The following is a 19,535-nucleotide window of genomic DNA, read 5'->3' as shown; positions in this document are numbered from 1 at the left end:
TATAGCCCCCTTATAAATTTTTGAATGCATTGATTTGTTGTCGCGTGAATGATTCTATATTTTCACCGGATGCATATTTTTCGTACCATTCAACGGTCCAAGCGATAGCATTTTCTGTGGATAGCTTAGGAGTCCAGTCCAGTTTATTTACTGCTTTTGTACTATCGAGTGTTAAAATAGGTGATTCATAAGGAGTATTTATAGTGGGAGAAAGTATTGTTAATGGTTTATTCCATAATTTTATTACAGATTGAATGACATCATGGACGGTTCTGTTAGCCTCGTTAATTGGTCCGAAATTCCATGCTTCTGCATACTCTTTATGCTTCCAAAGTTTCTCAGCTAAAAGGATATATCCATGTAAAGGATCCAAAACATGTTGCCACGGTCGGATAGCATTTTTGTTTCGAATACTTAAAGGACGGTCTTGTAAATATGCACGAATGATATCTGGGAATAAGCGATTTTCTGCCCAATCACCACCACCGATGACATTGCCTGCTCTTACTGAGGCGAGTGAAAGGGTGTTCGTGTGAAAAAAAGATTTTTGATATGATGTTGCAACTAATTCAGCGCAAGCCTTACTAGCACTGTATGGATCATAGCCCCCTAAACGGTCGGATTCTACAAATGCTCGATTACCGCTCCCATCATTCGCATAACATTTATCACTCGTAACATTAATAATGAGACGTACGCTTTCGACGTACTTTGCTGCTTCTAATACGTGAACAGTGCCTAAGACGTTTGTTTTAAATGTATCAATAGGATCTTTGTATGAAGTGGTGACGATTGGTTGAGCTGCTAAATGAAATATCATATCAGGTTTGTGCTGTTTTATGGCATGGAATAAAGAATCGTAATCTGTAATGTCTCCTTCAATTGTAATGCACTCTTTTGCTGCGTTACATTGTTCAAAAAGGTTAGGAGTGGAGGGAGGGTGAGAAGAGTAGCCGATTACTTCTACACCTAAAGAAGTTAAAAAAAGGGTGAGCCATGAGCCTTTAAAGCCAGTATGTCCTGTAATAAATACTTTTTTCTTATTCCAAAAAGATGATGAAGTCATATTACCAGACCTTCCATGGAGCGTCATTATTTTCCCATAGCTCGACTAATTTATTTTTATCGCGCAATGTATCCATGGGATGCCAAAAACCAGTATGCTGAAATGCTGCCAGTTCATTTTTGTTTACTAACTGAACTAAAGTTTCGGTTTCCAAAACAGACTTATCTCCACTAATGTAATTGAAAATATCATGATTTAAAACAAAAAATCCACCGTTAACCCATCCACCATCACCTAGTGGTTTTTCTTGAAAGGATGTGACAGATTGTTTATCTAAAACGAGAGAACCAAATCTACCAGGAGGTTGTACGGCTGTAACAGTAGCCATTTTTCCGTGTTTTTTATGAAATGCAATAAGTTCTTTTATATTTACATTACTTAATCCATCACCATAAGTGAGACAGAAAGGTTCGTCTCCAACATAATTTTTTATCTTTTTAACTCGTCCACCTGTTTCGGTATTTAGACCAGTATCAATTAATGTAACTTTCCATGGTTCTATAGGATGAGAATGGCTAGTAATTGTGTTATCGCTTAAATGTATTGTGAAATCTGACATGTGTAAGTTGTAATTTAGAAAAAACTCTTTAATTGCATATCCTTTATAGCCTAAGCAAATAATAAACTCAGTGATCCCATAATGGCTAAACAAACTCATAATGTGCCATAGAATAGGTTTTGTTCCAATCTCAATCATAGGTTTTGGTTTTAAATGTGTTTCTTCCCCAATTCTTGTACCGTATCCACCAGCAAGAATAACAGCTTTCATTTTTTCCTCCTAAAATAAAAATTTATAATATATACAGTATTCATATTTTATGCAAATGAGATTGTTTTTGATTAAGCGGATGAAATGGTGTGAGGTGATGACCATGCAAAAAACATTATGGTTTAAACTTTGGAAATAATTCTTGATATTCAGGATTATTACGGAGGTCTTGAGTTACGTTACTAAGCTCTAAAAAACGTGTTTCCAGTTCTTCAGGAGATTGACCGTAATGTGTTTGGAGTCCCATTTGAACACCTATTTTTGAAAGGGTAGGTGTAATTTGTAATTTTCTTGCCTTTGACTGTTCATTCCAAGGGCTAAAATAAAATTTTAAAATAAATGAAGGATAGTCATAAACTATATTCCCGTGCCGCGAATAATGTCTACCAGGTAAATATGCACCATCTAGATGATTGTGAATAAATCTCCAGGCACATCCGAGTTTTGGGTTATAAGGGAAGACGCCGTGGTATCGTTGTTCTACTAATGGGATAGAGTATCTTGGCTTTGAATAATTGTACTTATGGCTATCTATCATTAAAATCATTCTAATCGCATACATATTTTGTCCTAGTGCATGAAGAGATGAGAAAAACTCTTCTGTATTATTACAACAAAAGAATTCAGTAGTATTTAAAACGATTTTCCAACCTGAAATTTCTCTTTCAATTCCCATCACTTCAATATCAGTATTTGTTGGATCAAACTCAAGAAATCTGGAATCTCGCACTTCCCAGTGGGGTGCGAATAATTTACAAATCTCTACGGAACGATCAGTAGAACCTCTATTAATTAATATGCCGTGATCAAATATTTTTGTATGATGCATAAGCCACCATGGAAGTAGGTATTCTTCATTATAAAAATGAGAAATGATAGTTTTTTTAATATTAATCTCCTCCTATACAAGCAATCGTTATTAGTAAGGTATGCTGTTAAATAAGAAAGGTTGAAAGGAAAAAGCTGTATAGTTATAGATTAATTGTTTTTATTAATAAAGGATGAAATTTAGAAATTTGTGAATGATAACCATCACGTTTGACTGTACAGTTTATGTATTGTATGATAATAGTAATATAAACAAGGGGGGAAGATCGTTGGGAAGGTGTATCGAATCGGACAGTTGGCTCTCATGGCTCACGTGTCGAAACGAACGATTGATTATTATACGAATCTAGGTATCTTAAAAGCGGAGCGATCTCAATCTAATTATCGCTATTACGACGAAACAGCATTTGAGACATTACAATTTATTGAGAAGTGCAAAGAAATGCATATGCCGCTTTGTGAGATTAAAGAGAAGATCGAGGAGAAGAAGCTGCTCGGTATCAATGAACACGTTTCGAAACATGTGAATGAAGTGACAGACCATATTCATAGATTAGAAGCAGAACTAACAGAGTTAAAGCCTCTTTTAGATGAATTGACTGATTCACAACGTGAAAAAATATCGAAATCTTTATCTGGTCAAACGACAGCTTTAATACAGACACTTGCTCTATTATTATAGAATAAGTGAAATCCGACCTCTTTAATTTTTGTATCGGGCTATGTTTTCTAACGAACAAATAAGAAAACATTATAGTATACAGGAGGTGGACACCTTAGTTTTTTAACTAAGGGGATTCATTGGAAATATTTAATTTAGTCATGGTTGCGATTTTAATCGCATTTACTGGATTTTTCGTAGCAGCAGAGTTTGCGATTGTTAAGATACGTTCAAGTCGCATTGATCAGCTTGTTGCGGAAGGGAAACGCGGTGCGTTAGCAGCGAAAAAGGTAACAACAAATTTAGATGAATATTTATCTGCTTGTCAATTAGGTATTACAGTTACAGCTATGGGATTAGGTTGGTTAGGTGAACCGACAATCGAAAAGTTATTACACCCGTTATTTGAGAAATGGAACATAAATCCTTCTATTTCATCAGTATTAACTTTTGGTCTTGCTTTTATGCTAATGACATATTTACACGTTGTAGTAGGGGAATTAGCTCCGAAAACGCTGGCAATTCAAAAGGCTGAAAAAGTAACGTTGTTATTGGCAACTCCGTTAATGATGTTCTATAAAATCATGTATCCATTTATTTGGGTATTGAACGGTTCAGCTCGTGTTATAACTGGTTTATTCGGTTTGAAACCAGCTTCTGAACATGAAGTAGCTCATACAGAAGAAGAATTACGTCTTATTCTTTCGGATAGCTATGAAAGTGGCGAAATTAATCAAGCTGAATACAAGTATGTAAATAATATCTTTGAATTTGATAATCGCATTGCGAAAGAAATCATGGTACCGCGTACAGAAATCGTTGGTTTCTATCTTGAAGATTCAGTAGAAGAACACATGAAAGTAATCCAAAATGAACGATACACACGTTATCCGATTTTTGGAGAAGATAAAGATGATATTATCGGTATGGTCAACGTAAAAGATTTCTTTATTCGATATATGAACAACGATCAAGAAGATTTATCATCGATTCGCACGTATATGCGTCCGATTATTGAAGTTATGGAAACGACTCCAATTCATGATTTATTACTGCAAATGCAGAAGAAGCGAATTCCAATGGCTGTTTTATATGATGAGTACGGAGGAACAGCTGGAATTGTAACGCTTGAAGATATATTGGAGGAAATCGTCGGCGAAATTCGTGATGAATATGATGAAGATGAAGCACCACCAATTCAACATGTGAACGAGTATCATAAAATTGTTGATGGAAAAGTGCTTATCTCAGAAGTAAAAGATTTGTTTGGATTACACATTGAAGAAGACGATGTGGATACAATCGGTGGATGGATTATGATGCAAAATCATGAAATCGAAGAAGGACAATACGTTGAAGCAGAAGGCTATGAATTTAAAGTGTTAGAAAAAGATGCTTATCAAATTAAACGTGTTGAAATTCAAAAAATGGAACAAGAACAAGAGAAAGCAGCAACTGTGTAAGTTGCTGCTTTTCTTCTGACACATAATAAAATGTGAAATTAGGAGCGGATATTTTGATTCAAGTAGCCTTACGTGTATATCGATTACAATTGTATACGATCTTTAGTGGTTTACTACTAATGTGGGCGGTTACTCCGTTTGGGAAACAAGTGACAGGGTTCGGTATCGGTTTAGCAGTTAGCGCATATTGTCTTTGGCTATTAGCTCGCAGAGTGGAGAAATTAGGAAGAAGTATCGTGATGAAAGAAAAGGCTCCTGGATTAGGAGTTCTAAACCGATTTGCAGCCGCAATATTAGGGGCTATCATTATGTTTGAAATTGAGCATGAAATGGAAATGTGGGCATTCGGTACTGGAATATTGGGTGGACACTTTTTAATGATTGCGAATTTAGCCTATGCAAATATGCAGCTAGTAAAAGAAGAAGAGAAGCAAAAGGAAAATGCTTCGAAAAACATAGAACTCTGATGAAAGGGACCTAATCAGGTTCCTTTTTTGCGTTTAAAAATAAATGATATAATACGAATGATTTACTGGTACTTATCGAATTTATGCCAAACATAATACGCTTATTTTTGGGGCATTTCAATAGTATGAAAAAAAATTAAAAAAAATTAAAAAACCCATCGATTTCTAAAGCTTATGTATGTTATCATGACAAAAGAATTTGCGAAAGAGGTGGATACCAATGTTACAAGCTTTACTTATTTTTGTGCTTCAAATTATTTACGTTCCAACTTTAACAATCCGTACGATTTTGCTTGTAAAGAATCAAACAAGATCCGCTGCAGGTGTAGGATTGTTAGAAGGGGCTATTTACATTGTCAGTTTAGGTATTGTGTTTCAAGATTTATCAAATTGGATGAACATTGTTGCCTATGTCATCGGCTTTAGTGCGGGACTATTATTAGGCGGTTATATAGAAAATAAATTAGCAATTGGATATATTACGTATCAAGTTAGTTTGCTAGACCGTTGTAATGAATTAGTAAATGAATTACGCCATTTTGGATTTGGCGTTACAGTATTTGAAGGTGAAGGAATAAATTCTATACGTTATCGCTTAGATATCGTTGCAAAGCGTTCTAGAGAAAAAGAACTGTTAGAAATTATTAATGAAATTGCACCAAAAGCATTTATGTCTTCTTATGAAATCCGTTCGTTTAAAGGTGGATACTTAACGAAGGCGATGAAAAAGAGAGCGTTGTTGAAGAAGAAGAAAGATGAACATGCATCGTAAAAAAAAGGAGTAGTATGGCTTAAAAATAAGTTTATAACCATAATCCTATATGAATACGAAAATGTAAAAGAGAGGAATCTATTTTTTGAAAAATTCCTCTCTTTTTTTATGATTTCTCGTATAATTCTAAAAAAATTATGTATGATTATTTTTTATTGCTCTTTCTCAAATTAACAATTAGCCATATAGATTGAATAATTATCGGTAATATAAATGCAATTAATAAAACGATAAATGCCACTAATTTAAGCTCTGGTGTTTGAGTAACACCAGCACCATCAACCTCTCTTAGCCAAATGATAGCTGCCAATATCCCAAAAATGGTAATCCAAAATATGTTACCAATCCACCAAAAAATCCATCGTCTTTTCATATTAGCACCTCTTATATTTACCCTCTGTTAAAAGTATATTTTCGGTTGTTATATTTAAATGAAATAACTATAAAACTACTTTTTTTCAACTGTATATCTAACTTGTTTAAAGGTTGCCATGTCTCCATCTTCGTTATCATCTTTCGTTTGCAAAAGTTGAACTCTTGGCTTGTAGTCTGTCCTATGAGCGTGCTCGATATCTTTAATGTTAAGTTTGTAGGATTCACCATTATTTATTTTTTTTTCCAATACTTTTTTATTGGCTACATAAATAAAAGTTACTTTATTTTCATCAATACCTTCAGTCTTAATTTCTAATTCATTATCTTTTGTTGTAATCGTTGGTGTTAATAATTCAATACTGCCGCTTCCGGTTTCTAAAGAATTTTCTACTATAGTTGAACATCCGGATAAAATGATTCCGATGAATAGAAGAACAATTAATTTCTTTTTCATAACATCCCCCAATTTCAAGTAATTTTTGATTTTGGTATTGCTAGACTGCTAGTGTGGAACGTAAATGTTTAGCTAGCACTTTTTATTGTACCATAATATGTAAATTAATATAGGTTATATATCCAATTTAAGGGAGATTGAAAAGTTTACTTATTGTTGAGAATCAGTATTTTTACAGTAGGTATTTATTTTCTTTACAAAGCGGTGTTGATAAAATCATTACGAATTGGATATCCAAATATATGATGAAATGTAGACAGGAGAAAGAGCTTAATACGAAGCAATCTTATTTTTATAGAAATTACAATTTTTACATATTAAAATAATGATAGGGAATAGATGAATTCATTCACTTCGGAGGTAGTTACTTGAACATTAACAAGAAGGCAATTGAAATGTTTGAACAAAATGAATATGAGGAAGCAATGGAAGAGGAAGTGGATATTCCGAAAGGGTATTTTGATATTGTATATTCCATTTATGCATTAGGTTGGACTTCAGATTTAGGAAAAACGTTGGAACTGATTCATTCATATGTAAAGCCAGGAGGAAGCTTTGTTTTTAGTTGGGAGCATCCGGTATATTCAAATTTACAATATGGTACAGAAGAAATTGCTTTTAAGTCTTCTTATCATGAGGAAACTCCTATTACGTTTGAAACATTTAAAGGAGAAAATGTACAAGCGACATTATATAAGAGAAAAATAAGTACATACATAAATGAGTTAAATAGAGTGGGATTTACAATTGAGAGAATAGAAGAGCCTGAACCGTCTCGTGTATTTGATGAAGAAGTAGCTACACCTTCTACGAAATATTATTCTTTATATAAAGCTAGAATGGTACCAACTACTTTTATTATTAAGGCGAGGAAGTAAAATGCTTTATAAAAAGAAGCCTATCATTTCAAATAAATGAAATGATAGGCTTCTTTATTTTTAAAAAATGAGGTCAAAGATGTACTTTTCATATAAAAATGCATTTCATATAAAAAGTGTAATTATTTTGGGGAAGGGGGATTGTTGTGCGTCATCATAGAAAGTGCAAAAAATTTGGAGTGGCACTGCCTCTTCCACTTGAAGGAGCAACAGGCCCTACTGGTAACAGTGGTCCAACAGGCCCAACTGGAGGGCATGAAGGTCCGGTCGGGCCTCCGGGAATCACTGGACCTAGAGGAGCAACTGGTCCACAAGGTCCTCAAGGTATTCAAGGAATCCAAGGTCCACAAGGGATAACGGGGCAGGCAGGAGCAACTGGATCGACGGGAGTAACAGGTCCACAAGGTGCCACGGGAGCAACCGGAACAACCGGGGCAACTGGAGTAACAGGTTCTCAAGGAATTCAAGGAGTGCAAGGTCCACAAGGAGTGACCGGATCGACTGGAGCAACTGGATCGACTGGTTCAACAGGTGCGACTGGACCGACAGGGATACAAGGAATAAGAGGAGTAACCGGTGCAACCGGTTCAACCGGAGTAACGGGTCCAACAGGTGCGACTGGCCTAACGGGCTCAACCGGAGCAACTGGATCATCCGCTATATCAACAGGTGGTGGGTATTTCTTTTCTACATCAACAAGTACAATTGTAGCAAATGCCAACATTCCAATTAATTCAGGATCTACTGTATATGGAACTGGTGTATCTTTAACTAGTGCTACAACTGTCACAGTATCCACATCAGGAATATATTTAGTAAGCTACTATTTCCAAGGGGATGCAAGTGGTGGGAATGAGACAGTATCTGTCAGATTGCTATTAAATGGAACTCAAGTAACAGGGAGTTTTATACAAAATGTAACGACATCAACTGTAGTAATCGAACCAGCTATTTCAAATACACTTCTTGTGAATGTCGCGAGCGCAAATTCAACGTTAATATTACAAAATGGCCCATTAGGTGTTGGGCATGTGACCACTATAGCAGGCACGATTACAGCAAGTTTAAATGTAGTGAGGATATTATAAAAAGTATAGGGAATATAAAAAACACAAGGAATGTCTTTATAGACACACCTTGTGTTTTTTAATATTAAATAAACATTTTCTTTATCTTTTCGGTTGAAAAATATGCTGAAAGAAGTATTTGTGATGTAAGTTATCTACAACTTTATTTGCTTGATATGTGCGGTGTTGTTCGAGTCGAAGTCTTTGCTCCATCATTTTTATTGCGTGATCTGATAAACGTAACATTGTACCAGTCTCCTTTTCTATAAATATAGTTTTCTGATTGATATCGATTCCATATTTATAACTAAGGAGGCAAAGTGTGTAACATAGGCAAAAAGCACCTTCCTCTCCCATTACGCTTACGAGGTTAGCTGTCGGACTCGGGAAGTGAGAGTTTCCCTACTTAAAAAAGATTCGCCCCAAGTAGCATAGCTACAAAAATGGTTCCCCCGCTCCAAAATTTGGATTCAGCAAAAGGTTGTATAAAGTAAAAAATAACATAAATAAATAATTAAGTCAAACTATTTTTTGTTTTCTGTCTTTTTAGTTGCGTAAGGATCATGCCATCAGGTAGTGTTGTATCTGTTACTTCAATGAAGCTGTGTTTTTTATATAATGCGAGAGCTGGAGTATTGGCTTTACCTGTTTGTACAATGTATGTCATTGAAGACGAGAACATGTTAAATATATAAAGTAGCAGTTTCGTTGCGATTCCTTTTTGAAAAAAATTGGGCAATACAACTAATCTGTGGATATCGATTAGTTCTTCTTCTTGTATAAAAGAAATAAAGCCGACGAGTTTATTTTCAGAGAAATATCCATAGAATGTTTCATCACAATTTTGAATATCGTTTACAGTATCATATAAACGAGGTATTGCAGTACTGTTTAAAAAGTCTGCTTCAATTTTATAAGCTGGAAGTTGAACATTTAAAATGGATGTTGCTACTTCATAAGAAGTGGGAAGTAATTTATGAATCATAGATAATAACGCCTCCTTTAAATATGATATATTAATATAATTGATTTGTGGGTAAGTTTGACAATTTTTTTCTTTTTTGCATATAATATATGTATCTCCATACATAAAATGTTCGTAGGTATATTTCTATAGTAGGATATGGTTAGCGTAGATAAATACGTAATCTTATATAAGAGTTTAGCTACTCTTATATTTGATAATACAAACTATAATAGAAATGAGGGACTAAAAATGGGATGGATTATTACATTAATAGTTGGTGCTATTATAGGTATAATTGCTAGTTCTATAACGGGTAAAAATTTTCCAGCTGGTATGTTTGGAAATATAATTGCTGGTTTACTAGGAGCTTGGTTAGGTAGTAGATTATTTGGATCTTTTGGGCCATCATTTGGTGGGATTCATGTCGTGCCAGCATTATTAGGTGCAATTGTGTTAATTCTTATTGTATCATTTGTAGTAAAAGTTGCAAGAAAATAAAGGCTATTACTGATTGTTTTATAAAGCCCTTTTAGGGCTTTTCCTAATTAGAGAGGTGGTACATTTGGAGAAAGTAAATATAAGAAAAAGAGATAAGTTGAAAAAGTTTTTTAAAGAACAAAATTATTTAGCTGTACTACTTGGATTCGCGTTGCTGTTTGTAAATATATTATTACTTACAAAAATATCATTCGTCTTTACACCGTTTGTCGTATTTTTAAAAACAATCTTTTTCCCAGTATTATTAGCGGGAGTACTATTTTATATATTGCATCCATTCGTTTCTCTTTTAGAAAGAAAAGGTGTGTCGAGAATTGTGTCAATTGCCTCGATATATATAATTGTTCTTGGATTATTTGTTTTTCTTGCGGTCACGGTTATTCCAATTATTAAAGATCAAGTAAATGCTTTAATAGATAACTTGCCATATTTCGGGCATGAAATCGAAAGGGCAGCACGTAAATTTGGAGAAAGTAATGTAATTGGTAGAATGCAGGAAAGTTTAAATGTTGATTTTGCTAATATTGTAAAAGATTCTACAATGAACTTTACAAAATCATTATCATCAGTAACAGGAAATGTAACTGGATTTTTAAGTACAATTACTGAAGTTGTTTTAACATTTGTAATGGTTCCATTTATTTTGTTCTATCTTTTAAAAGATGGTGAGCAATTACCGAATCATTTTTTAAAGTTTATATCTGAGCAAAGACAACCAGCTGCGAAGAGAATACTAGATGATATGCATTATGCGATTAGTTCGTATATTAGAGGACAAATTATTGTTAGTTTATTTATCGGTATTATGCTATTAATCGGTTATCTTATTATTGGTATTAAATATGCGGTACTACTTGCTATTTTAGCGATGATTGTAAATATCGTTCCGTACGTAGGACCAATCATTGCAATTACACCAGCTTTAATTATCGCATTTATCGACTCGCCATCAATGGTGTTAAAAGTAATTATCGTTATGATGATTGTACAATTAGCAGAAGGTAAATTTATTTCTCCGCAAGTCATGGGGAAAAAGTTAGATATTCACCCGATTACTATTATATTTATCATTTTAACTGCGGGAAATTTATTTGGAATTATGGGGATTATTTTAGCAATTCCAGGGTATGCGATATTAAAAGTTTTAGTTACGCACGGTTATAGATTTGTGAAGTTGAATACGTGAAAAAAGAGCTAAAACAGAGAAACCTGTTTTAGCTCTTTTTCATTAACAATTGATTTGTGTATTGGCGTGCCCATTGATCAGCTTCTAATATATCATCGAGTGAAGGATCTTTTACGTTATGATGAGCTTCAACTGTATTGTAAATTGTTTTTTCGATATCGAAAAATGCAATTTCATTTTTAAGAAATAGTGCATTTGCAATTTCGTTCGCTGCATTTAATACGGCTGGAGTTGTACCGCCAATTTTTCCACATTCAAATGCATATTGTAGACAGGGGAACTTCTCTAAATTTGGTTTTTCAAAATGCAAACTACCAATTTCTAATAAATTTAATTTTTCATAGGATGAAGGTAGTCGAGTAGGGTAGTGAAACGCATATTGAATCGGCATTCTCATATCAGGAGCACCGAGCTGTGCCATGACTGATCCATCAATAAATTCCACTAAAGAGTGAATGATACTTTCTTTATGAATCATAACATCAATTTTTTCATAAGGAATATCGAATAGCCACTTAGCTTCCATCACTTCAAACCCTTTATTCATTAACGTGGCAGAATCTATCGTTAGTTTTGCGCCCATTAACCAGTTTGGGTGTTTTAAAGCATCCTTCGCTTGTAATATTTTCATTTCTTCACGTGTTTTATCACGAAAAGCGCCGCCAGAAGCTGTAACAATTAATTTTTCGATTTCCTTATTATTTTCCCCATTTAAACATTGGAAAATGGCTGAATGTTCACTATCAACTGGAATTAGGCGGCATCCGTTTTGTTTCGCTAGTTCGGTGACGATATGTCCAGCTGCAACTAAAGTTTCTTTGTTAGCGATAGCGATATCTTTCTTCGCCTTTAATGCTTCAATTGTTGGGAGTAAACCTGAAACACCGACAACTGAACTTAATACAAGATTTGTATCAGGATGGGTAGATACTTCAAGTAAACCATCAGTTCCATATGTAATTTTTGTATTTGTTGAAATACGAGAACGTAATGTGTCCGCTAATTCTTTTGTCGCTACGCTTACAATACGAGGCTGAAAAGATTCGATTTGTTTTTCGAGAAGATCGATATTATAATTTGCGGTTAAACCGACGATTTTAAAATGTTCAGGATGAGCGGAAACGACATCTAATGCAGATGTGCCAATGGATCCTGTTGAACCTAAAATGGATATAAATTTTACCATGAAAAAACCTCCAAAGTTGTTTCGAGTATTTCTGCAAACCTATATATTATTAGACAATTAAGGTGGAAATTCCTGCTATATAAAACAGAAAATTAGGGTTTAATTGGAAAGGAAATGTGATAAACTGTAAAAAAAACTAAAAAGCAATGAAAGAGAAGAGTACATATTCAAAACTTTTCAGAGAGCTGATATTTGGTGGGAATCAGTAAGTGATGAATATGGAATGGGCTCTGGAGCTTCTAGCTTAAATGAGTAGGCGAAGACGGTTACTTCACGTTAAGAAGTTGAAGTGAGCTATAATATAGCTAATTAAGGTGGTACCGCGGGAGTCTCTCGTCCTTTTTTTAGGATGAGGGGCTCTTTTTATTTTGAGAAAGGAGGAGTTAGGATGAGCGAGAAAATTATGTTAACAGGAATTAAACCAACAGGTTACCCGCATTTAGGCAATTATATTGGTGCGATTAAACCTGCATTACAAATGTCAAAAAACAAAGAAGGAAAAGCGTTATATTTCATAGCAGACTATCATGCGTTAAATGCTGTGCATGATCCAGCAAAGTTCAGTAGTTACACGAAAGAGGTAGCAGCTACATGGTTATCACTCGGACTTGGAGAAGATGTTATTTTCTATCGACAAACAGAAGTGCCAGAGATTCTAGAATTAGCTTGGATATTAGCTTGTCTAACTCCGAAAGGACTTATGAATCGTGCCCATGCATATAAAGCGAAGGTAGAGCAAAATAAAGAAGCGGGATTAGAAATTGATGCAGGTGTGAATATGGGATTATATACGTACCCGATTTTAATGGCGGCTGATATATTATTATTTCAAGCTACTCATGTACCTGTCGGAAAAGATCAAATTCAGCATATTGAAATTGCTCGTGACATAGCGACGTACTTTAATCATACATTTGGTATGACATTTACGCTTCCAGAGTATGTCATACAAGAAGAAGGGGCAATTTTACCGGGACTTGATGGAAGAAAGATGAGTAAAAGTTACGGAAATGTTATCCCATTATTTGCAGAGCAAGAAAAACTTAGAAAGTTAATATTTAAAATAAAAACAGATTCCTCACTTCCGAATGAACCGAAAGAACTAGAAACGTTATTTATGATATATAAAGAATTTGCGAAGGAAGACGAAATTCAGGCGTTACGCGAAAAGTATGAGACTGGAATCGGATGGGGCGATGTGAAAAAAGAGTTATTCCGCGTTGTAAATCGTGAACTCTCAGGACCTAGGGGAAAATACGGAAATTATATGAATGATCCACATTTACTATATGAAGCGTTAGAAAAAGGTGCTGAGAGGGCGCGGGCTATTGCGAAGGTGAATTTGGTGGAAATTAAAAAACAGATTGGATTTGAGAGGGGACGCTGAGCGCTCCCTTGTTTTTTTCTATGTGAATCTTAATTATTTATTCGTTTTATCTGCATGTAAAATGAGGGATTCGCATTTTTTACTGAATTTATTAATTGCATATTAATAAAAATATGTTAATATAGGGTTACTTATTAAACGTGTTTAATAAGTAACATTAAAGTCACTTATTAAACTAATTTAATAAGTTTGATTCATTCGATAACGAAGGAGATGATTAGATGAAAACTGAGAAAGAAAAGATGTTGGCGGGAGAAATGTATATTGCGGATGACGAAGAATTAGTAGCTGATAGGATTGAGGCAAAACGTTTAACACGCCTTTATAACGAGGCGATGGAGACTGGTGATGAAAGCCGCTTTACCTTGTTAGAGCAGCTTTTAGGTTCTTCAGCTGACGGAAAAACCCACATTAATCCTGATTTTCGTTGTGATTACGGCTACAATATCCACATTGGAAAGAGCTTTTTCGCAAATTTCAATTGTGTTATTTTGGACGTTTGTGAAGTTCGAATCGGTGATAATTGTATGTTTGCACCTGGTGTCCATATTTATACGGCCACTCATCCTTTACATCCGGTAGAGCGGAATTCTGGAAAAGAATATGGAAAGCCTGTAAAGATTGGTAACAATGTTTGGGTTGGTGGGGGAGCTATTATTAACCCTGGTATTTCAATTGGAGACAACGCTGTAATTGCTTCAGGGGCAGTTGTGACAAAAGATGTACCTAATAATGTAGTAGTTGGTGGTAATCCAGCCAAAGTTATGAAAATGATAGACTTATAGAAATCATTTTTCACGGATGCATGAATAAACTGGTGTCGTATCGTATAGACAATGTGAAAGGTGTTTCATATGAAGAAAAATAGTGCGTATAATCATACAAAGACATTACTTGCCTCTCGAAATGCTCTTTTTCTCTTATTTGCTTTGCCAGGTGTCGCGTTTGCTACATGGATTTCAAGAACAGCAGCTACTCGAGATATGTTAGCAGTGTCAAATGCAGAAATGGGCTGGATTTTATTCGGACTATCTGTCGGTTCAATAATTGGTTTACTGAGTGCAAGCCGCTTCATTGACTGTAAGGGAGCTAGAGACGTTATTATAGGCAGTATGTTTTTTATGATTGTTGGATTGATTTGTTTAGGTATAAATATTTATTTTGTTTCTAGTATGGGGGCTTTTAGTAGCTTACTAGTATTTGGAGTAGGCTACGGATTGGCGGAAGTCGCATTGAATGTAGAAGGTTCTTCCATTGAGCAGAAATTAGGAACAACTCTTCTTCCGAAATTCCATGGCTTTTTTAGTGTAGGAACTTTAGTAGGCGCGCTCAGTGGTTCTGTCGCAGCGTCGCTTCACATCCCGATTCTGTATCAGTTTCTTGCGATTTCGGTCGTGTTTGTATTACTTGTATGTATGGTGTATCGTTTTCTTCCGCATGGAACAGGAAAGAAGGAGAAATCGTGGAACAAAAGGAGAGAGAAGCATACGACCTTACGTATGGAAAAAAAGGTGCTTTTAATTGGTCTTTTTGTACTCGGAATGGCATTTGCAGAAGGTAGTGCAAATGATTGGCTACCTATCGTGATGGTAGATGGACACGAGCAAAGTATAGTGGCAGGTTCTATTATGTACACAATTTTTGTATTAGCAATGACGTTAACTCGTATGTGTAGCAGCTATTTCCTTGATCGATTCGGTCGTGTCGCTGTTGTACGTGCCACCATTATGATGGCGATTCTAGGAATTTCAATCGTAATATTTGGGAGTAATTCGTATTTTCTAGCATTTGGTGTAGTACTGTGGGGGATTGGTGCAGCGCTAGGGTTCCCAATTGGTCTGTCAGCTGCTGGAGATGACCGTGAAAATGCGACTTCTAATGTTGCTGCAGTTTCTATAATCGGTTATACAGCATTTTTAGTCGGACCACCATTCTTAGGTATACTGGGGGAAGCATTCGGGATACGCAATGCCTTGTTAGCTGTTTTATTATTTGTTCTCTTGTCTGGAATTGTATCGTCTGTTACGAGAGAGAATAAATCGAGCTAAATAAGGAGTGCATGCCAGCGGAAATGTATCATCTCTATTGCTTTAGAAAATGATGTATGATATATTGTCAACGCAACTTATTAAAAGTGTTTAATAAGTATGTTGATTAAGGTGGTGAGCGATTTGAGTGAACAATTTGTTACTCAAAAATCGATTAAAGAGACGATCCTTCGCGGCATTCGTACAGCTCTTCTAGAGCAAGGTAGTGCAACGAAAGTTGAACTTAGTAATACATTAGAAATCAGTTTTCCAACTGTGAGTAAATTTATAGAAAAAATGAAACAAGACGGTGAAGTCACTTTAGTCGGTTTAGATGATTCAAGTGGCGGAAGAAGAGCGAAACGATATGCGTATAATCCGGAATATATGTTAGGTCTAGCGATATTTTTAGAAAAAAATGAGACAAACTATACAATTTTCAACTGTTTAGGGGAAGTAAAAGAACAAGGAAGTACTTCAAGTGTATTAATTGATACTGGCGTAAATCTATTATCTAAACATATTGAAAGTCTTATAGCTACATTCCCGAAAATAAGCTCTATATCAATTGGTGTGCCTGGTTCGGTTGATAATGGTCGTATTTTTTATATACCTGGTTATGAAAAGTTCCAAAATTTTAATTTGAAAAGTCATTTGGAGGATCTGTTTTCTATACCTGTAGTAATAGAAAATGATATGAATGCCGCAGTCCTTGGCTATTATAAAAATACTGGAAATAATGATAAATCATCTCTTGTATATTTGTATTCAGGTCAAAACGGCCCAGGGGCGGGAATTATGATAAATGGAGATGTGGTACGAGGGAGTACCTTTTTCTCAGGGGAGATATCTTTCGTTCCACAGTATGATAATAAAAACTTCTTACAATCTTTGAGAAGTGAAGATGCAGTAAGAGATTCAAATAATCCAGAGCAATATAATATAGATGCCATTACTCGTTTAATAGCTACATGTATAGCTATTATTAACCCTCATGCCTTTATCTTCTGTGATGATGAATTGAATCAATTCGTAATAGATCAAATTGTAAAAACTTGTCCGAAGTACATTCCGGCAGAACATATTCCGAAAATAACAGTGAGCGATTGGAAAGAAGATTATTTATATGGATTAAAAAGTCTTGGACTTGATCTGATGATAACAAGAACAAGCAAAGAAAATTAAATATCAAATTGTTGGTTGAATACTGTAAAAGAAAAGGTGTCGATTATGAACATTGAACATGTAGCAATTTGGGTAAATGATTTAGAAGGAATGCGTGATTTCTATAAACAGTACTTTGGTGGTGAAGAAAATAGCTTATATCACAATTCGAAAAAGCAGTTTGAATCTTATTTTATAACTTTTGAAGGTGGAGCGCGTCTAGAACTTATGAGACAAGTAGGGATAGACGGTAAAACACAAGTACAAACAATAGGATATGCGCATATTGCTTTTTCTGTAGGTAGTAAAGAAAAAGTGAACGAATTAACTAATACATTAAGAGAAGCAGGATACCCTGTGTTAAACGGCCCGCGTACTACAGGGGATGGTTACTATGAAAGTGTAGTAAGTGATCCTGAAGGAAATCAGATTGAGATAACAATCTAACATTATATTTATTAATAACTGATAAAAAATAAAACTTTGTTGTTCCCCAAAATGTTTACGAGAAACCTATTATTTCTTCAGAAAGGGGGACATAACAGTGAGTGAATTCATTTTTATTTTCTGTATATATCCATTGCTTATTTTTATTTTTTCAATAGCTGGGACATATAAATTAGGTGTATTTTATGTGATGCCAATGGTAATATTTCTTATTTTTCTTATGTTAAATGTTACATTGTATGATCCATCATTTTTCTTTTGGGTGGGCATGTATACTATTTTTTCATTCATTACTTCTTATATAACACTCTTATTTGTAAGGGGATATACAGCTGTAGAAAGTGAACGTTAATATCATTTGGTTATTTTTGGGGGAATAGGGATTTATGCTGAACGATAACAACCTCATTTCGCGTTATCATGACGGGAAATGAGGTTGTTTTATTTCTATATACAATATGTAATGTTTTTTAATTGGAGTGCTGAAACTCCCTAATAATACGTTCAATAACTGGATGAAGAGTAATAGGTAACTCATCAAGCGGAAAGAAGCGTAATTCTTTTGACTCAGTTTGATCACATATAAGCTGACCGTGGAATTCTCGGCAAATATAAACAACGAGTACACCATGTACTTGATCGCCGTTTGGATAGATTTGAAAGAAATCAGGTCCTGAGTATGTACGGAATAGTTCTGGATTTTTAATGATAAGTCCAGTTTCTTCATATACTTCTCGTTGTAAAGCGTCTTCTAACGTTTCGTTATATTCTAAGGCGCCACCAATAATGCCCCAGCGATTAAAATCTGTACGGAGCTGCAATAATATTTCATTTTTCTCATTTAATATAATGGCGTGTGATCCGATTAAAATGAGTGGATGATTTCCTACTAGATTTCTCATGTCTTCAATATAGCCCATAATTCTTCTCCTTATATTTAATAATAATTAGGCAGTTCTTTTAACATTTTTTCTGTTTTACGTGCTGTAAATGCTAAGTTATGATCATCTTTTGTTCTAAAAAATAATGTGCGTAAAAAGATTTTAATGTTTGCGCATAAAATACAATACTCATTAAGGGAAAGGCGTTTTCTAATTTGAGGAAGCCTTTTTATTTTTTTATAAATAATTGAAATTAACTCATCTTGCGGGAAGTCATGATATAGCATAGATAGTAACGGTGTAACAATTCGTTCATCTTCATTATTATGAAAAAGATCCGATGGGATGAAAATTTTATTTAATAAACAATGAATTAATTCCTCGTACCATTCAAAGGTCGTATAGGAATTGTGAACAATTTCAGAAAAGGCATCAGATACGTGGGCAAGACAATGAGCCCATCCTTTATTTTCAATATAGCCTCGAAAATCCATTTCTAAGTTTGTGTATGTAATGAGTTTGTTTTTTATTTCTTCGATATCCTCCTCTGTAAAAAAGTAGTGCGAGTTAGCGAATTGGAGTATTAATGCAAGTAACGAAACAGTATAAGAACGTGTGAAAACCCCATCTGTAAGTGGGGAGTGAATGTCACAATATAAATACTCATCACTTAAACAAGTTTGTAGAAGTAATTTCAACTGATCATCCATAAGGAATTCATGATGAATGAAATGTGCAAAACATTTATATATAAGTTGGTAACGAACGTAACTATCAGTTGTTCCGATATACTGAAGCATATTGAGCGTTAACTCATTAATATCTATATGTTGCAGTTGCGTATAGTCATTTTGTTGTATAAGCTCTAACTGTTGTTGCAGCGCTGTAATATCCAATGGAGAACCTCCTCCGCACTTTAAAGATGCGATGTTTTCTAGTATTCTATATATTCAAGGACAATCCTGCTCATGCAAGGAGAACAAGTAGAAATT

General features: G+C 34.7%; 23 protein-coding genes, 1 pseudogene, 1 riboswitch and 1 other annotated feature. Of the genes and pseudogenes, 14 read left to right on the top strand and 10 right to left on the bottom strand.

Features of this window, described 5'->3' with window-relative positions:
- Positions 1-10: 10 nt before the first annotated feature.
- From rfbG to MKX37_RS16320, 3 genes are all read right to left on the bottom strand, one after another.
- On the bottom strand, positions 11-1,066 hold the full coding sequence (gene rfbG / locus MKX37_RS16330) for a CDP-glucose 4,6-dehydratase (RefSeq protein ID WP_078422312.1): 1,056 nt from the start codon (positions 1,064-1,066) through the stop codon (positions 11-13).
- Between the two features lies 1 nt (position 1,067).
- A complete protein-coding gene (rfbF, locus tag MKX37_RS16325) occupies positions 1,068-1,835 on the bottom strand; it encodes a glucose-1-phosphate cytidylyltransferase (protein WP_002014025.1) in 768 nt (255 codons plus the stop codon).
- A gap of 115 nt (positions 1,836-1,950) precedes the next feature.
- Positions 1,951-2,724, bottom strand: coding sequence for a glycosyltransferase family 2 protein (locus tag MKX37_RS16320; RefSeq protein WP_078176817.1), 774 nt, complete (start codon positions 2,722-2,724; stop codon positions 1,951-1,953).
- 216 nt (positions 2,725-2,940) lie between these two features.
- Here MKX37_RS16320 and MKX37_RS16315 point away from each other — a divergent pair, with 216 nt between their 5' ends.
- The 4 genes from MKX37_RS16315 (at position 2,941) to MKX37_RS16300 (ending at position 6,026) form a co-directional block, all read left to right on the top strand.
- Positions 2,941-3,345 carry a MerR family transcriptional regulator gene (locus tag MKX37_RS16315; RefSeq protein WP_078178706.1) on the top strand — a complete coding sequence of 135 codons (405 nt, stop codon included), beginning with the start codon at positions 2,941-2,943 and terminating at the stop codon, positions 3,343-3,345.
- Positions 3,346-3,464: 119 nt separating this feature from the next.
- Entirely contained in the window at positions 3,465-4,787 is a 1,323-nt protein-coding gene (locus MKX37_RS16310; protein ID WP_002128314.1) for a hemolysin family protein, read from the top strand.
- 53 nt (positions 4,788-4,840) lie between these two features.
- Complete coding sequence (locus tag MKX37_RS16305; RefSeq protein ID WP_002084378.1) at positions 4,841-5,254, top strand: ATP synthase subunit I; 414 nt, start codon at positions 4,841-4,843, stop codon at positions 5,252-5,254.
- 220 nt (positions 5,255-5,474) lie between these two features.
- Complete coding sequence (locus MKX37_RS16300; RefSeq protein ID WP_002014015.1) at positions 5,475-6,026, top strand: DUF2179 domain-containing protein; 552 nt, start codon at positions 5,475-5,477, stop codon at positions 6,024-6,026.
- 145 nt (positions 6,027-6,171) lie between these two features.
- Here the strand turns inward: MKX37_RS16300 and MKX37_RS16295 are convergent, their stop codons facing one another.
- Together MKX37_RS16295 and MKX37_RS16290 are read right to left on the bottom strand one after the other, a co-directional pair.
- Positions 6,172-6,399: a DUF3923 family protein gene (locus MKX37_RS16295; protein ID WP_002167942.1), complete on the bottom strand. Its 228-nt coding sequence runs from the start codon at positions 6,397-6,399 to the stop codon at positions 6,172-6,174.
- Positions 6,400-6,474: 75 nt separating this feature from the next.
- Entirely contained in the window at positions 6,475-6,855 is a 381-nt protein-coding gene (locus MKX37_RS16290; protein WP_002128312.1) for a hypothetical protein, read from the bottom strand.
- A gap of 419 nt (positions 6,856-7,274) precedes the next feature.
- Here MKX37_RS16290 and MKX37_RS16285 point away from each other — a divergent pair.
- Positions 7,275-7,733, top strand: a pseudogene (locus MKX37_RS16285) (methyltransferase domain-containing protein); the annotation flags it as partial.
- Between the two features lie 146 nt (positions 7,734-7,879).
- Entirely contained in the window at positions 7,880-8,821 is a 942-nt protein-coding gene (locus MKX37_RS16280; protein ID WP_078422311.1) for a collagen-like protein, read from the top strand.
- Positions 8,822-8,902: 81 nt separating this feature from the next.
- Here MKX37_RS16280 and MKX37_RS16275 read toward each other — a convergent pair whose 3' ends face one another.
- Together MKX37_RS16275 and MKX37_RS16270 are read right to left on the bottom strand one after the other, a co-directional pair.
- Positions 8,903-9,046: a hypothetical protein gene (locus MKX37_RS16275; protein ID WP_000945246.1), complete on the bottom strand. Its 144-nt coding sequence runs from the start codon at positions 9,044-9,046 to the stop codon at positions 8,903-8,905.
- Positions 9,047-9,143: 97 nt separating this feature from the next.
- Positions 9,144-9,286: riboswitch (cyclic di-AMP (ydaO/yuaA leader) on the bottom strand.
- 28 nt (positions 9,287-9,314) lie between these two features.
- Positions 9,315-9,785 (bottom strand): GNAT family N-acetyltransferase, encoded by a 471-nt coding sequence (locus MKX37_RS16270; protein WP_078422310.1) that lies wholly within the window; start codon positions 9,783-9,785, stop codon positions 9,315-9,317.
- Between the two features lie 231 nt (positions 9,786-10,016).
- Between MKX37_RS16270 and MKX37_RS16265 the strand changes: the two genes are divergently transcribed.
- Both MKX37_RS16265 and MKX37_RS16260 read left to right on the top strand, forming a co-directional pair.
- A complete protein-coding gene (locus MKX37_RS16265; protein ID WP_002014007.1) occupies positions 10,017-10,265 on the top strand; it encodes a GlsB/YeaQ/YmgE family stress response membrane protein in 249 nt (82 codons plus the stop codon).
- A 64-nt stretch (positions 10,266-10,329) separates the two neighbouring features.
- On the top strand, positions 10,330-11,451 hold the full coding sequence (locus MKX37_RS16260; RefSeq protein WP_002128308.1) for an AI-2E family transporter: 1,122 nt from the start codon (positions 10,330-10,332) through the stop codon (positions 11,449-11,451).
- Positions 11,452-11,479: 28 nt separating this feature from the next.
- On the opposite strand, the gene MKX37_RS16255 is transcribed toward MKX37_RS16260, so the two are convergent.
- Positions 11,480-12,637 carry a 1-deoxy-D-xylulose-5-phosphate reductoisomerase gene (locus tag MKX37_RS16255; RefSeq protein ID WP_002128307.1) on the bottom strand — a complete coding sequence of 386 codons (1,158 nt, stop codon included), beginning with the start codon at positions 12,635-12,637 and terminating at the stop codon, positions 11,480-11,482.
- Between the two features lie 137 nt (positions 12,638-12,774).
- Positions 12,775-12,981: a binding site (T-box leader), on the top strand.
- 5 nt (positions 12,982-12,986) lie between these two features.
- Between MKX37_RS16255 and MKX37_RS16250 the strand changes: the two genes are divergently transcribed.
- The 6 genes from MKX37_RS16250 (at position 12,987) to MKX37_RS16225 (ending at position 18,014) form a co-directional block, all read left to right on the top strand.
- The gene (locus MKX37_RS16250) at positions 12,987-14,024 is read left to right on the top strand and encodes a tryptophan--tRNA ligase (protein WP_078203911.1); all 1,038 of its coding nucleotides are present in this window, start codon (positions 12,987-12,989) and stop codon (positions 14,022-14,024) included.
- 221 nt (positions 14,025-14,245) lie between these two features.
- A complete protein-coding gene (locus MKX37_RS16245) occupies positions 14,246-14,809 on the top strand; it encodes a maltose acetyltransferase domain-containing protein (RefSeq protein WP_002033363.1) in 564 nt (187 codons plus the stop codon).
- A 69-nt stretch (positions 14,810-14,878) separates the two neighbouring features.
- Positions 14,879-16,072 carry an MFS transporter gene (locus tag MKX37_RS16240; protein WP_003190495.1) on the top strand — a complete coding sequence of 398 codons (1,194 nt, stop codon included), beginning with the start codon at positions 14,879-14,881 and terminating at the stop codon, positions 16,070-16,072.
- Positions 16,073-16,195: 123 nt separating this feature from the next.
- Positions 16,196-17,236 carry an ROK family transcriptional regulator gene (locus tag MKX37_RS16235; protein ID WP_078422309.1) on the top strand — a complete coding sequence of 347 codons (1,041 nt, stop codon included), beginning with the start codon at positions 16,196-16,198 and terminating at the stop codon, positions 17,234-17,236.
- 45 nt (positions 17,237-17,281) lie between these two features.
- Positions 17,282-17,662 carry a VOC family protein gene (locus tag MKX37_RS16230; protein WP_033734160.1) on the top strand — a complete coding sequence of 127 codons (381 nt, stop codon included), beginning with the start codon at positions 17,282-17,284 and terminating at the stop codon, positions 17,660-17,662.
- A gap of 97 nt (positions 17,663-17,759) precedes the next feature.
- Complete coding sequence (locus MKX37_RS16225) at positions 17,760-18,014, top strand: YbeF family protein (RefSeq protein ID WP_002185359.1); 255 nt, start codon at positions 17,760-17,762, stop codon at positions 18,012-18,014.
- 118 nt (positions 18,015-18,132) lie between these two features.
- On the opposite strand, the gene MKX37_RS16220 is transcribed toward MKX37_RS16225, so the two are convergent.
- Entirely contained in the window at positions 18,133-18,582 is a 450-nt protein-coding gene (locus MKX37_RS16220) for an NUDIX hydrolase (RefSeq protein ID WP_002128299.1), read from the bottom strand.
- Positions 18,583-18,599: 17 nt separating this feature from the next.
- The gene (locus tag MKX37_RS16215) at positions 18,600-19,439 is read right to left on the bottom strand and encodes a DUF2785 domain-containing protein (protein WP_002013997.1); all 840 of its coding nucleotides are present in this window, start codon (positions 19,437-19,439) and stop codon (positions 18,600-18,602) included.
- Positions 19,440-19,535: the final 96 nt, after the last annotated feature.

Source organism: Bacillus sp. FSL R5-0709 (assembly GCF_038004785.1).
Taxonomy (GTDB): domain Bacteria; phylum Bacillota; class Bacilli; order Bacillales; family Bacillaceae_G; genus Bacillus_A; species Bacillus_A mycoides.
The sequence above is the reverse complement of the archived record's forward strand: the minus strand, read 5'-3'. Positions and strand labels throughout refer to the sequence as shown.

Bases quoted from the DNA above. Each gene is read 5' to 3' on its own strand.
- rfbG (WP_078422312.1), bottom strand. From the start codon at position 1,066: ATGACTTCATCATCTTTTTGGAATAAGAAAAAAGTATTTATTACAGGA.
- rfbF (WP_002014025.1), bottom strand. From the start codon at position 1,835: ATGAAAGCTGTTATTCTTGCTGGTGGATACGGTACAAGAATTGGGGAA.
- MKX37_RS16300 (WP_002014015.1), top strand. From the start codon at position 5,475: ATGTTACAAGCTTTACTTATTTTTGTGCTTCAAATTATTTACGTTCCA.
- MKX37_RS16295 (WP_002167942.1), bottom strand. From the start codon at position 6,399: ATGAAAAGACGATGGATTTTTTGGTGGATTGGTAACATATTTTGGATT.
- MKX37_RS16290 (WP_002128312.1), bottom strand. From the start codon at position 6,855: ATGAAAAAGAAATTAATTGTTCTTCTATTCATCGGAATCATTTTATCC.
- MKX37_RS16275 (WP_000945246.1), bottom strand. From the start codon at position 9,046: ATGTTACGTTTATCAGATCACGCAATAAAAATGATGGAGCAAAGACTT.
- MKX37_RS16270 (WP_078422310.1), bottom strand. From the start codon at position 9,785: ATGATTCATAAATTACTTCCCACTTCTTATGAAGTAGCAACATCCATT.
- MKX37_RS16265 (WP_002014007.1), top strand. From the start codon at position 10,017: ATGGGATGGATTATTACATTAATAGTTGGTGCTATTATAGGTATAATT.
- MKX37_RS16255 (WP_002128307.1), bottom strand. From the start codon at position 12,637: ATGGTAAAATTTATATCCATTTTAGGTTCAACAGGATCCATTGGCACA.
- MKX37_RS16250 (WP_078203911.1), top strand. From the start codon at position 12,987: ATGAGGGGCTCTTTTTATTTTGAGAAAGGAGGAGTTAGGATGAGCGAG.
- MKX37_RS16245 (WP_002033363.1), top strand. From the start codon at position 14,246: ATGAAAACTGAGAAAGAAAAGATGTTGGCGGGAGAAATGTATATTGCG.
- MKX37_RS16240 (WP_003190495.1), top strand. From the start codon at position 14,879: ATGAAGAAAAATAGTGCGTATAATCATACAAAGACATTACTTGCCTCT.
- MKX37_RS16230 (WP_033734160.1), top strand. From the start codon at position 17,282: ATGAACATTGAACATGTAGCAATTTGGGTAAATGATTTAGAAGGAATG.
- MKX37_RS16220 (WP_002128299.1), bottom strand. From the start codon at position 18,582: ATGGGCTATATTGAAGACATGAGAAATCTAGTAGGAAATCATCCACTC.